The organism is Chryseobacterium culicis, from assembly GCF_002979755.1.
GTDB classification, from domain to species: domain Bacteria; phylum Bacteroidota; class Bacteroidia; order Flavobacteriales; family Weeksellaceae; genus Chryseobacterium; species Chryseobacterium culicis_A.
In genome coordinates this window covers 2,511,643-2,525,851 of sequence record NZ_PCPP01000001.1, presented here as the reverse complement: position 1 = coordinate 2,525,851, position 14,209 = coordinate 2,511,643, and the positions used below count along the sequence as shown (strand labels likewise).

The 14,209-nt window shown below is 37.5% G+C and carries 7 protein-coding genes; 2 read left to right on the top strand and 5 right to left on the bottom strand.

Translation table 11 applies throughout. The features are described from left to right. The first annotated feature begins 48 nt into the window (after window positions 1-48). Window positions 49-1,809 carry an arginine--tRNA ligase gene (gene argS / locus CQ022_RS11420; RefSeq protein ID WP_105681504.1) on the top strand — a complete coding sequence of 587 codons (1,761 nt, stop codon included), beginning with the start codon at window positions 49-51 and terminating at the stop codon, window positions 1,807-1,809. Window positions 1,810-1,864: 55 nt separating this feature from the next. Here the strand turns inward: argS and CQ022_RS11415 are convergent, their stop codons facing one another. The 5 genes from CQ022_RS11415 to ccoN all read right to left on the bottom strand — a co-directional run bounded on the left by CQ022_RS11415 (window position 1,865) and on the right by ccoN (window position 13,670). Continuing rightward, the gene (locus CQ022_RS11415) at window positions 1,865-2,836 is read right to left on the bottom strand and encodes a YihY/virulence factor BrkB family protein (RefSeq protein ID WP_105681503.1); all 972 of its coding nucleotides are present in this window, start codon (window positions 2,834-2,836) and stop codon (window positions 1,865-1,867) included. A gap of 1 nt (window position 2,837) precedes the next feature. Then, the gene (locus CQ022_RS11410) at window positions 2,838-5,165 is read right to left on the bottom strand and encodes a BamA/TamA family outer membrane protein (protein ID WP_105681502.1); all 2,328 of its coding nucleotides are present in this window, start codon (window positions 5,163-5,165) and stop codon (window positions 2,838-2,840) included. Next, complete coding sequence (locus tag CQ022_RS11405; protein WP_105681501.1) at window positions 5,165-10,192, bottom strand: translocation/assembly module TamB; 5,028 nt, start codon at window positions 10,190-10,192, stop codon at window positions 5,165-5,167. The genes CQ022_RS11410 and CQ022_RS11405 overlap by 1 nt, the downstream gene beginning before the upstream one ends. A 291-nt stretch (window positions 10,193-10,483) precedes the next feature. Further along, window positions 10,484-11,371 carry a cbb3-type cytochrome c oxidase N-terminal domain-containing protein gene (locus CQ022_RS11400; RefSeq protein WP_105681500.1) on the bottom strand — a complete coding sequence of 296 codons (888 nt, stop codon included), beginning with the start codon at window positions 11,369-11,371 and terminating at the stop codon, window positions 10,484-10,486. 19 nt (window positions 11,372-11,390) lie between these two features. Next, a complete protein-coding gene (gene ccoN / locus CQ022_RS11395) occupies window positions 11,391-13,670 on the bottom strand; it encodes a cytochrome-c oxidase, cbb3-type subunit I (protein WP_105681499.1) in 2,280 nt (759 codons plus the stop codon). Between the two features lie 183 nt (window positions 13,671-13,853). On the opposite strand from ccoN, the gene CQ022_RS11390 reads away from it, so the two are divergent. Further along, window positions 13,854-14,147 (top strand): helix-turn-helix domain-containing protein, encoded by a 294-nt coding sequence (locus CQ022_RS11390; protein WP_105681498.1) that lies wholly within the window; start codon window positions 13,854-13,856, stop codon window positions 14,145-14,147. Window positions 14,148-14,209 lie beyond the last annotated feature (62 nt).

The following is a 14,209-nucleotide window of genomic DNA, read 5'->3' as shown; positions in this document are numbered from 1 at the left end:
CACGGTAAAATGTTTCGGCAATAAGCATTAAAAAGAGAATTTAGAAACATGAATATTAAATATATTATAGAAGAAAAACTTTCGGAGGTCATTTTAAACGTATATCAGTTAAAAGACATCAAGCTGGAAGTTCAGGAAAATAAAACGGAATTTGAGGGCGATTTTACCATTGTCACTTTTCCGTTGGTAAAACAATTGAAAAAAAATCCTGAAAGCATCGGGGTTGAATTAGGTGAAGCTTTGACAGAGCAGACGGAAATTTTTGAAAGCTTTAATGTGGTAAAAGGTTTCCTGAATGTTAAAGTTAAAAACCAATTGTTTGTAGACAACTTCAGATCAGTAACTAAGAACTTCTCTACAATAGAAAAGAAAAATGCTACAGTGATGGTAGAATATTCTTCACCGAATACTAATAAACCACTTCACTTGGGGCATATCAGAAATAATTTATTAGGATTTTCAGTAGCTCAGATTTTAAAAGAAGCCGGATATGATGTGATTAAAACTCAGATCATCAACGACAGAGGAATTCATATCTGTAAATCTATGTTGGCTTGGGAAAAATTCGGAAACGGAGCAACTCCTGAAACAACCAATACCAAAGGAGACAAATTTGTAGGAAACTACTATGTAGAATTTGATAAAAACTACAAAAAAGAAATTGCAGATCTTGTAAACCAAGGTGTAGGAGAGGAGCAGGCGAAAAAAGATGCTCCGGTGATGAAAGAAGCTCAGAAAATGCTTTTGGATTGGGAAAGTGGTGAAGAAACTGTAAGAGCACTTTGGGCGGAAATGAATTCATGGGTTTACAAAGGATTCAATGAAACCTATAAAAGATTAGGCGTTGATTTTGATCAGGTTCAATATGAAAGCAATACTTACATTTTAGGAAAAGATCTTATCCAGGCGGGATTAGATAAAGGAGTTTTGTATCAGAAAGAAGATGGTTCTGTTTGGTGTGACCTTACCGATGAGGGACTTGATCAAAAGCTATTGCTTCGTTCAGACGGTACATCAGTTTATATGACACAGGATCTTGGTACTGCAGTAGAGCGTTTCAAGCAAAATAATATCCAAAAGCTGATCTATACCGTAGGAAATGAACAGGATTATCACTTCCAGGTTTTATTTAAAATCCTGAAAAAATTAGGGTATGAATGGGCAGATCAGCTGTTCCACCTTTCTTATGGAATGGTAGAACTTCCTGAAGGTAAAATGAAATCCCGTGAAGGAACTGTAGTAGATGCAGATGATTTGATGCAGGAGATGTACGAAACGGCAAAATCTAAGGCCCAGGAGTTAGGAAAATTAGAAACTCTTTCAGAAGAAGATAAAGAAGCATCTTATGAAACAGTAGGATTGGGAGCATTGAAATATTTCATGCTTAAAGTAGATCCTAAGAAAAAAATGCTTTTCAATCCTGCAGAAAGTATTGATTTTAATGGAAATACAGGTCCGTTTATTCAATATACCTATGCACGTATTCAGTCGTTATTGTCTAAAGCAGGTGCTTTACAAACAGAGACTGCAGATATTGAATTGAATCAATCCGAAAAGGAATTGATTATGCAGTTGACCAACTTTAAAACTGTTGTCGCTAAATCAGCGGAAACATTAAGCCCGGCTTTGGTTGCCAACTACGTTTACGATCTTGTTAAGGCATATAATTCTTTCTATCAGAATAATCCAATTCTGAATCAGGAAGATGAAAACGTAAAACAATTCCGTTTAAATGTTTCAGATATCACAGCAAAGACGATCAAAAAATCGTTAGAGTTGCTGGGAATCGGAACGGTAAACAGAATGTAAAAATAGAAAGCCTCCTGAATTTCAGGAGGCTTTTTTATTATAGATCTATTTAATACTAAGATTGTTTTGATTCCGAAGTTTCTGGACTTTTGGTCTCTTCTTGATTATCCTTCATCTGTTTCAAACTATCAGCGTACAGTTTGGCTGGAGTCCACCGTGCATGTTTGGAAAGAATAACTTTATATCCTTTTTTGTAAGTGTAAACTTTGGTAAATTCTGCGCCAAAGAATATCAGCATACAGGAATAATTGATCCACATCATAATCAGAATAACAGTTCCGGCAGCACCAAAGGCTGAGGTAGGTTTTACCTGATTAAAATAAAGACTTAATAAAAATTTTCCCAGCGTAAATAAAACAGTAGTGAGAAAAGCTCCTTTCCAAACCGGTTTCCAGCTGACCAAAACATCCGGCAAAACTTTAAACATTAAAGCAAATAAGAGCATGACAAGTCCAAAGCCTACAGCGAAATTCACGGTTTCTACCAGCATATACGTTTCAAAACCAAAATATTGGGTGATAATCGTATTAAACAGACTGATCAGAGAAGATAAAATCATGGTGATCATCAGAAGAAATCCCAGAATAAGAATCATCCCTAAAGAATTCGCTCTGTCCAGTAAAAATTTAAGCAACGCTTTCTTTGGGGCAGCTTCTACTTCCCAAAGTGTATTTAAAGAATGCTGAAGCTGAAAGAAGAGGGTTGTAGAACCGAAAACCAATGATCCGACTCCTACCGCTTTCATAAAAATATTCTTTTTATCAATAAGGGCACCAGCCAGCATACCTTCGATACTTTTTGCCACATCCGGCCCCATGATACCGCTGATTTGTGTGCTGATCTGCCCGCGGATGGCTTCTTCACCAAAGAAATTTCCAAGTACCCAGATAATAATAATCAATAATCCCGGAATAGAAAAGATAGCATAATAGGCAAGACTTGCTGAATCTTTTGATGCAGTAGAATTGTTCCATTCAGTAAATGTATCTTTAAGAACTTCCCAGAAAAATTTAATAGTATTGATCATATTAAAAAGGATATCCGATGGCAATATTAAAAACAAGGTTATCTTTTCTCCAGCTTGGATCTCCGAAATTAATTTTATCGAAGGCCCATCTGTCCCCTTTCTGATAGTAAGGAACTCTCAGTGGCATGGCAAGATCCAGTCTTAAAATCAGGATAGAAAAATCCAGTCTCAGACCTACTCCGGCTCCCACCGCAATTTCATTTAAAAAATCTTTGGAAAACTTTGCTCCCGGTCTCTTATCATCATCATGAAGCAGCCAAATATTTCCGGCATCTACAAAAACGGCAGCATTTAAAAATTTATAAAGATTGGCTCTGTACTCAGCATTTAATTCCAGTTTGATATCTCCGGACTGGTCAAAATAAGTTCCCGGATCTATTGTTCTCGGGTCAAAACTTCCCGGCCCTAATGTTCTTGCACGGAATGCTCTGATACTGTTACTACCTCCTGAGAAAAACTGCTTGGAGAAAGGAACAAATTCTGAGTTTCCGTATGGATAGGCAATTCCTCCGATAAATCTCGTTGCCAGTGAAGATTTTTCAGTAAACTTATGATAGAATCTGAAATCATTTTCAATCTTTACATACTGGCTGAAAGGAATCCCAAATATTTTCTTTTCCTTATCTTTTTTTACATCAGCTCCGGTAGCCAGACCTGTGATATTTCCTGCAAGATCAAGCGTACCTTTATAATAAACGGTATTGGTCTTTGGAAGCATGGTATTGGTATAGGTATAAGAATAGGTCGGACCGAAAATAAGCTGTTTGGCTACAACTCTTGCCATCGCTGGATTTGCATCAGCTTTAATTTGGTATTCTTCCGTAACATTTGCCGGGGATACCAATGTAATATCAATCACTTTCAGATCATGTTCCTTTCTTGCATTTTCTTTCCAAACATATCCGAATGATCCGGTGAAATTATTAAGGGTGTAATATTGTGTTCTGTTTTGGAATTCATATCCCAATGTAATATTTGTTCTTGGAACAAATTCACTGGACGAGTGAAAACGGAATGGTGCTACAATTCTCGGAATAGAAAGTTGTACGTTTGTTCCGGCTCGGAAAATATTATTGGCGTTTTGGGCACCTCCCATCTGGAAATCAAATGCTCCGTAGATAGCGGCTTTGAATTGCTCTGCACCACGGAAAAAGTTTCTGTGTGTCCAGTTAAGGTTTAGTTCACTACCTGCATAATTGGCAGAGTTAGTTCTTCCCAATGCTTCCAGGCGCAGCGACTGAACTTGTCTTGGGGTCAATAGATAATACGCATCAAATTTATGGCTTAAAGAGTCAGATACAATGAACTCATTCTTTACAAATTTGAAGACACCCAGACTGATTAATCGGTTCAGGGTAAGATTATGATTAGAGCGGTTATAAAGATCTCCTTTTTTGAAATATAAAGCTCTGTCAAAAATTTTCGGTTTGAATTTATGCTGAGGATCAATAACGTAAATGTCGTCGAAACGATATTTGGAAAGAGAATCTTTGTCCATCGGTATACTGTATTTACCATCTTTTACGTCCTGAATGTTGTAATTGGGAAATACAATAACATTATCAATGCTAAACTGTTGCGTTGCTAAGTCAGGGGTATTGTCTTTTAGCTTTACATTAAGTTCCACCTTATGATTTTTGCTCACTGTACTGTCAGCCTGTACAATAATATTATCGGGATGGAAATAATAAAAACCTCTTTCTTTTAACCTATTGTCAATTCTGTCTCTTTCAGCTTTGATAACATCAAGATCAAATGGTCTTCCATTTTTAAGAAGCGTTTTATCCGTAAGGCTTTGAATTTCCTGATTAACCAGTGTAGAATCTTTCTGGAATTTTACGCCGTCAATCAGATATCTCGAACCTGGTCTTAAGGTGTAAATAACCTGAGCTTTTTTATTCTTTGAAACCGTATCATAAGAAGCTTTAGCATTGAAATATCCTTTGTTTTCAGAATAATTTTCAATGATATCTTTATTGAACTCACGGTCTACATCACCCAATAATACAGGCTTTTCACCCACTTTATATTTTAGCCAGTAATTAAAACCCTTATCCTTTTTAGGTTCCTTGGCTATATTATAGAAATAAAGCTTTGGGCGCAGTCCTAAAAACGTAGAATTGGGTTTTGGAGTAAGATTGGCTTCCAAAGCAGCCTGAAGATCTTTTTTTTCTTTTTTGGAAATTGTATCATTCTCAATCTTCACTTTGGCTCCTGTATACAGCATCTGGCCTTCTTTCAAAAACCTGGTATTGCTGCACGAAATTACCGTGGATGCCATTCCGGAAACCAACAGATACTTACAATATATATGGAACTTATTACTCATTATTTAAATTCTACCACTTGGTTATTTTGATTCTTTTTCGGCTTCTTCTCTTTAGATTTCTGGAAAATCTCGCGGAATTTGTCATAATCCAATGTAATAATGAATCCAACTCCGGTTTCTATGATCTGCCCCTGAAGAGCCACCTGATATTCATCTTTACGGTAAGCGCGCAACATATACCTTCCATCTTTAGAAAGGCTGTAATCTACAGAAACGTTACCTGCAATATTGGTCATATTTTCATTCTGACGGGCCTGACCTTCCAGTCCAAAATTACTTCCTACCGTTACTTTCAGTCGGTCATTCAATAATTTTTTACTGATATCTACATTCAGGTCAGTTCGCGTATTTTTTTCTCCGGTGGAATAATCTTCTGAAGAATCAAGACCAAAATTAAGATCTACTCCTTTAATTAGTCCTGCGGCAAGATTGTTCAGCTGCTGAGAAAGAATTTTACTCACACTCTGTCTTGCCATAGTCTCTGCAGACATTCCGGCTCCACTCTCAAATGGATTTTCTCCGATAAAACGGTTCAGAAGAAGTAAGGCAAACACCTGCTTATTCAGCTCAGATTCCTGAGTTCTGATCTGGGCGAGTTTTTGATCTACAACATCTTTCACATTCGTAGATACAGAATTATTTTTTTCATCTGTAGTGATATCAAAAGTAAGCTGAGGCTTCAATAATTCCCCTTTCATTTTTAATAAAGCATTGAAAGGAACTCTCTGCTTAAACTGATTCAATGTTGAAGCACTTTCTCCACTGATCTGCTGTTCTACAAGGTCAATAGGCGCAGCTTCTGTTTTATAAACGGCGGTAATATCCATTTGAGCCGTTGTAGGTTCACCGGTCCATGTAATAGTACTGCCTTTCTGGATGTCAAATTTACGTTTCAGGAAACTCACAGAAAGATCATAACTTCCTTTTTCCACTTCATATACTCCTACCAATGTGGTTTTTCCTGACGGATCTATTCCTCCGGTTAATTCTGCTTCACCCTGGAGCTGTACAAAATCACCATTGGCTTTATCAATGATCAGCGACAGTTTTGCTTCTTTGCTGACTTCAATATTAACACTCACATCCATCCCTTTGATACGGCTTTGTGCATTAAGAGAATCTGCTTTGATTGTTTTGTTTAAAACCACCTGATCCTGATCTACAAATTCTACAATACCATCTCTTTCCTGTAAAGTAGGGCTGGATTGAGGAAGAACAAAAGTGAAATCCGTATTGTCTGCCACGCTCAGTCTTCCGTCTACTTTTGGAAGATCAAGGTTTCCGCGGATATGAAGTCCGGCATCAATAGCAAGAACACCATACATCATTGCGTCATTGGATTTTTCTGAATTAACAACTTTGAAATCTTTAGCATTCACATTCAGATTAAAGGCGAAATCTCTGTAAGTCTGAGTCAGGACCTGTCCGTCTACAACAAGGGCATTTCCGTCTTTATCTTTTATTTTAAATTTATCAAACTCGATTCCCTGGCTGGTAAAATCTATTTCATCACTCAGGTGTCTGAAGTCACTTCCTGTTTTGGCAATTTCCAGTCCCGCATCATTGAATTTTACTTTTCCCAGAATATTGGGTTTGTCAGTAGTTCCGGTGATCTTTAAATTTCCGGAAAGATATCCTTCCGTATTGGTAATCGCATTCATGGAGAATCCCTGAATACTCTTCATCTGAAGCTGGTTGATTGCCATATTCAGATCAAAAGTGCTTGAAGAAGTATTATAATCTCCAAGGATTTTTACATCATTGTTATTTCCAGAAAGGGCAATATCTGCATTTAAAATCTTCGGTGAAGCATTGTTCACTTTTACCGCAAGATTTCCAACAGGGCTTCCGTAGACGATTAAATCAGAAATATTAAGATCCGAAGTGAAGGTCATATTTTTAGTCACATCACGAAGTTGTGCTGTTCCGTTGATGGTTCCTCTTGCCAGAACCGTATCTTTTTTAATGAGTTCCGTAATGGTTTCAATCTTGAAATCTTTCAACGAAATGTTCAAAGGACTGCTTGGGCTGCTGCTCTCGGACTGAACAGCGATTTCACTGTTTCCATTTGATAGAATAAAATTATCAGCCAGAATTCCTTTACTGCTGATCTGAATTTTGTTATTTTCTGCAACATTCCAATCCGTATAATTGAGTTTTAATCCGTTCGGGTTCAGAGAAATTTCTGTAATATCATTCAATGATTTTGCATTTCCTGCAATCAGGAATTGGGTAGCATCTTTCTCATCTTTTGTCGTAACATTGTATCGGATGGTATTGTCTGCAACATCTCCATCAATATTGATTTTGTTTAAAGAAAAACTTGAGCTTTTCAATGCTGCCACATTCAGACTGTACTGCAATGCCTGATTTTCATTAGTGACTTTCAAGGCTCCTTTTTCAATGGTATTTTCACCATACAGTAACCTTGGAATCTGCCCGTCAATCTCTATTTTTTGAGAATCTGCATCATAATTCCCGACAAGATTAATCGTTTCAAAATCTTTAAGATCCGGCACAAATTTTCTGATCAGGTCATCATTTTTTACTTTGGCGGTAAAGGTAAAATGCTGCCCCGGATCTATTTTCTGGGTTTTATCCGGTTTCTGGAATTGATAATATTGATTGATCGTTTGGGTTAAAGCACCAAAGATCTGGGTAAGTTTATATTTTCCTTTCAGTTCCACGTCTGCAATCTGAGAATTGAAAATAATCTGTGTAGAATCATGGGTAGATGAAGCTTTCAGATTGACTTCCTGTACCGGATACACTTCTTTCGTATCTGAGAATGCAAAATCTTTAAGGTTGAGATATCCATTCAGGTTATTGGGATCTAAGCTTGTGAAATCACCATCAATTTTTCCGGCAATGATCATTGGTTTTTCATAGAAACCAAGTTTATTGACATCCAGTTTGATGACTTCTCCATTGAGTTTTACAGTAGGATTTTTTTCATCATACATACCGGAAGCAGTCAGCTGTAGACTGGCATTCGGATCTTTGGAATCCAAAATAATATGATAAGCTCCTTTATTGATCTTTCCGGTAAGGTTCATGTTTTGGTAACGGTATCCTTTATAGACAGCGGAAGCAACATGTCCCTTTACATCTGCATTGGCATTTTTAAAATCAAAACTTTCTCCTTTTGCGGCAATTTGCGCGGTGATTGGACCAATATCTTTGTTCTGAATAATTTTTCCTACCTGTATTCCCTGAAGATTGGCTTTTACATTATACAGTTCGTGATTCTTTCTACGCATGTCTACCTGCGCGATGATGGCGGCATTTCCCAAAGTAGAGTAGAGGTTCAGATCAGTATTCACAACCTTAGTTGTTCCTTTTGCATTTCCTTTAATACTGAAATGGGAAGGAAGCGAAATATTGGAAGGAATCGTATTTTTAGGAACGAGATTGAATATCGTTTTAGCACTGGAAGAAAACTCTCCGATTCTCAGATCGTAATACAGCTGATCAGGATTCATCGCATTTTTGATTTTCCCGGATGCCATTACCCTCAGCTGATCAATCCCGGAAACTTTGAGATCCTGGATTAAAAGATCATTGACGCTTCCTTTTACATTCGCATTTACGTTAAGGATTGCGTTCGGATATTTGTTGAATGGGACTGTATTTTTTAAAGTGGGAACCAGGTTCAGAATATCAGAGAATCCTATTTTTGAATCTTTGATATTGGCTGAAATCTTTACAGCACCTAAGTTTGAGCTAAGCTGATCAATGGAGTTATAATTTAAAATAACCTCATCACGCAATACTGTTTTCGGGGTTTGAAGATAAAGGTCTTTGAGATAAGCTTCCTTTTCAGCATATACAAAATCCGTATTGAATTTTTGGATATCCAAGCCTCTGTTTTCTTTAATTTCTGCAGAATTTACTGTTCCTGCAAAAGTATTGTTCTCCATTTTGAAGCTTCTTACCTCAACATTCATTTTTGAAAAATTAAGGTGATTGAAGTCTATACCTTGTTTAGTTGGAGCAATAGCAGTATTGTTATAAGTTGCCTTTACATCATTCAAAACAAGTTTCCCTAAGAGAAGTTTCATGGCTTTATCCTGATCGGAAGCTTTGGAAACCTCAGGTTCCTGTGTTTTTTTCGGATTGGCATTCTGAGCGGGAAGATAGAGATTGGCATTGATGTCTGCTCCGGAAAGAAATACATTGGCTACATGATAGGCATTGTTCTCCAGATCAAGTTTATTAACCTTTGTGCTCAGTTCTTTAAATATAACTTTTGCGAATGTTTTGGTATTTTCATCACCGTAATCAATATCGAAATGAGTAAGTTTAATGCCTCTCAATCCAATATTCATCGGTTTCTTTTCATTGAGGGAATCTACTTTTTTCTCCACTTTTTGGGCAACTTCTTCTACGAGTCCCTGCTTTAACTTTAATTTTAATCCATCAAGATTGATGTCATTGACTGCATATTTGTTTTTGCTGAGATCAAAAGTTTTGACTCTGGTATCGAACGACTTAAAATAGAGTTTGATGTCATTCTTCGACTGTTGGTCGTTGAAGGTTACCCCGATATCTTTTAAATTGATTTTATCAAGAGAAATAATAAAGGGTTTGGAAGGGCTTTCTTCTTTATCACTGGACGCAAATGCATCAATAATATAATCAAAATTGAATTTGCCATCCGGTTTCCGCACCACATTAGCACGGGCACCTTCCATATTGACTGAAGTAATATCTGCTGTAGAATTAAGGAGTTTCAGCATGTGTAACCCTACATCCAGTTTCTTTACTGCCAGAAGGGTATCTACATCTTGCCCTTTGAGGTAGAGATTTTCCATGACAAGGCTGTTGGGAAATCCGATGTAAACTCTTTCGAGGCTTACCGGAGTTTTAATTTTTTTCTCCAGATAAACAATGAGCTTGTCTTTGATAAAGTTTTGGACGGCAGGAAGTCTTAAGCTTAGTATCAACAGGGTAAGAAGAACCAATATTGAAATAAAGGTTATTGCAATACGCCTTAAAAGTTTTGTAGTGTTGATTTTCAGTTTCAAATGCGAAGTGGTTTCTAACAAAGATAATAATACTATTTTATTTGGTCCTTGTTGTGGTACCCTTTTGCGAATGCAAAAATCCTGCCTTGGCTGTCTTTTTATGGAATTTCTAGTTTGTAGTTGTCAAGTGAATAGTTGAGTAAGACGGGTCAAGGCAGTGATTGTTATTTTAAAAAACGCCCCCTTTTTATCATTTTTTTAATGTTGAAAAGGTTAGTTAGCAAAAATGAAAATTCAAATGTTAGTAGTTGTGATGGGGGCGTGGCATGGTTTATATGATAGATAATAATTTTAATTGTTTCCGTTTTCCCATTTCACTTCTTCTCCCTGAGGAGTGGCACCACCTTGTGCGGTTGTGATGGGAGCGGTTTCCTGGTTGATATGATAAATATAAGCGGCAATTTTTTCAGCATCTCTTCCAGTAATAGTTCCCTCCTTGATGAAAGGTCTCATGGTAGGATTGTTAGGAGAGCCATTTTCAAGCATCCAGAAAACATTTTTAAATAAGCTTTTTTCTTTAATATTGATCCAATGGGTATCGGTAAGGTTAGGTCCTATGCCTCCTTTTCCTCCGTCTCCATGGCAGGTAACACAATTCGTTTTGAAAAGTTCCTGTCCGTCTGCGATATTATCAGCACTGTATTTTGCCGATTCCAGATTGATCTGAGGTGCGGTTTTTTCATACTCTTCAATGGAAGCTAGCATCGTTTTTGTTTCTTTGGTATATTCTGCATCCGGATGGGCATAATCTGTAAAAGAAAAGGCGAAAAGATACACAGCACAGAAGATACATCCAAACCAGAACAGACCGATCCACCATTTCGGAAGAGAATTGTCAAGTTCTGTAATTCCGTCAAAACCATGGTCGATAAGGATATCTTTTTCTTCCGTAGCGGTTTGTTTTTTGAAGGCAGAGTTCCATAATTTCTGGTAATACGGAACTTTTTTCTCTTCCAGGTAGTGTTTTTTCTCTTCTTCAGATAATCTGTTGAAATTTTCATTTTCCACCAGATCTCCAATAGAATTCATAATCAGCAGAAGGATAACGGCGATTAATATCAGCGCCCAGAAAAAAGGAGAAGAAAAATATCCTGAATCTCCGGCGAACATTTCAAAGGCCATGATCGTTAAACCTATCGTTGTGGCGATATATATTGAAATTGGGGTTCTCGTTTTCATTGCAATTCAATTTTAAAGGTTACTCTACGCTTGCGGTTTGTACCTGGGTTGTTTTAATGTCTGTACCTAATCTTTGCAGGTAAGCAATCATGGCTACAATTTCTCTTTGTTCAAGCGGTACATAGGCAGATCCTTTTGCTGTTTTTTCTTTTACCATCTGATCTTTTACATCTGTTGCTTCAGCGTAAATTCTCTGTACAATTGCTTTTGACTGGTTATCCGCCCATTGGTTGGCAGAATCAATCTGTGCTTTTGTATAAGGAACATCAAAGACATTTTTCATCAGCTTCATTTTGTCTACCATTTCTGTTTTGTCCAGTTTATTGGTGATTAACCATGGGAAACGTGGCATAATGGAACCGGCAGAAGTAATTCTTGGGTTATACATATGTTTGAAGTGCCATGAATCCGGGTTTCTTCCTCCTTCTCTGTGTAAATCCGGTCCTGTTCTTTTAGATCCCCATAAGAATGGTCTGTCATATACGAATTCTCCTGCTTTGGAATACTGTCCGTTTTTTCCTTCAAATCTTACTACTTCATCACGGAAAGGTCTTATCATCTGAGAGTGGCAAGCATTACAACCTTCGCGGATATACAGATCTCTACCTTCCAGTTCCAATGGAGTATAAGGTTTTACTGCTGTAATGTTGGGAACACTTTGTTTAAGAGATAAGGTCGGGACAATTTCCACCAATCCACCGATTGCTACAGTGATGAAAGCTAATACAGAAAGGAGAGTAGGAGTTCTTTCCAACCATAAGTGTACTCCCTCGCCTTCTTTTCTTGAACTTCCGATATTGGCTAATGCAGGAGCTTCCGCAGGAACTTCTTTCTGGAATGAACCAGCTTTAATTGTTTTGATAACATTGATCACCATTAAAATAGCTCCTGAAAGATAAAATACACCTCCTAAGAATCTCATTTTAAAGTAAGGAATGATTGCGGTAACAGTGTCCAGCCAGTTTTTCCATAACAAGGTTCCGTCCGGGTTGAACTGCTTCCACATCAATCCCTGTGTGAATCCCGCAATATACATCGGAACAGCATAGAAGATAATTCCTAATGTTCCCAGCCAGAAGTGCCAGTTGGCTAATTTTTTAGACCAAAGAGATGTTCTCCACATGATTGGAACCAGGTAATATACCACTCCGAATGCCATGAAACCATTCCATCCAAGAGCTCCTAAGTGTACGTGACCAATAACCCAGTCGGTATAGTGACCAATTTTATTTAATGATTTTGTTGCTAATAAAGGTCCTTCGAAAGTAGCCATACCATAGCAGGTAATCGCCACAACAAAGAATTTTAGAATAGGATTTTCTCTTACTTTATCCCAGGCTCCTCTCAGGGTAAGAAGACCGTTCAGCATTCCTCCCCATGATGGAGCAATAAGCATGATGGAGAATCCTGTTCCCACAGCCTGAGCCCATGCTGGTAAAGCTGTATATTGCAGGTGGTGAGGCCCGGCCCAAAGGTATACGAAGATCAGCGACCAGAAGTGAATGATGGATAATTTGTATGAGAATACCGGTCGTTGAGCTGCTTTTGGCATAAAGTAATACATCAGACCCAATACAGGGGTGGTTAATACGAATGCTACTGCATTGTGCCCATACCACCATTGTACTAATGCATCTTTTACACCTGCATATACAGAATAAGATTTCCAGCTTGTGAAAGATAACGGAACTTCCAGATTATTGAAGATGTGAAGCATTGCTACAGCGATCCAGGTTGCAAGATAGAACCATATAGCAACATATAAATGTCTCACTCTTCTTTTGGCAATAGTTCCGAACATATTGATTCCGAAAATGATCCAGGAGAAAGCAATTAAGATATCAATTGGCCATTCATGTTCGGCATATTCTTTAGAAGTATTGATTCCCATAAGGAATGTAATCACTACACTTACAATCATAAACTGCCAAGACCAGAAGTGAAGCCATGAAAGCGTGTCACTGTACATTCTGGTTTTAAGAAGCCTTTGCATGCTGTAATAAGCACCACAGAAAAAGGAGTTACATACGAAAGCAAAAATTACTGCACTGGTATGAAGCATTCTGATTCTTCCGAAGCCCATGGCTCCCTGAGTGTTGATCAGTCCTTGAATATTACCCGAAGCTAAGCTTTTAATCGTTGTATCATCCGTACCGAATAAAAATTCAGGTAATTCAGGATAAAAAAGCATCAGTGCAGCTGTAAGCCCCAGCAGAAATCCTACAAGTCCGAATGCGATAGTCGCATAGAGGAATGCTCTGACAATATTATTGTCATAATTAAATTTTTGCGTCTCCATAAATTCCAATAGTGTTTACCGAAGTGATATTTTCTCTGAAAAAACCTTATTTTTAGGCCTTTTCTATATTGAAAATAAATATCATGTAACGTGTGTAATGTTTTGCCAAAGGTATTTATTAACTTTGTTAGAGGCTAATAGCTAATCTTCTAAAATATACCGAAAACTACTAAAACAAAAACGATGAAAGTATGTGGACAAAATATCAGGAAAATACGTAGGAGCAAAGATCTTACGCAGGAATATATGGCTTTTGAAATGGGCATATCCCAAAAAGCGTATTCCGATATTGAGAATTCCAAAGTGAAGATCAACCTGGAGATACTGACTAAAATATCTGATATTTTAGACATCAAGCCATCGGATATCTGTAGTATTTCGCATAAGTGCGGAAATGATGCCTATGAAGATAAATATCAGAATCTTCTGGAGTACATGAAAAAGAATAATATTTCGATTCCGAAAGAATTGTTATAAGCTTTACCCTTTCCCTTTATATTACATTTTAACGCTCATAAAACAATGATCTCCCCGGACAG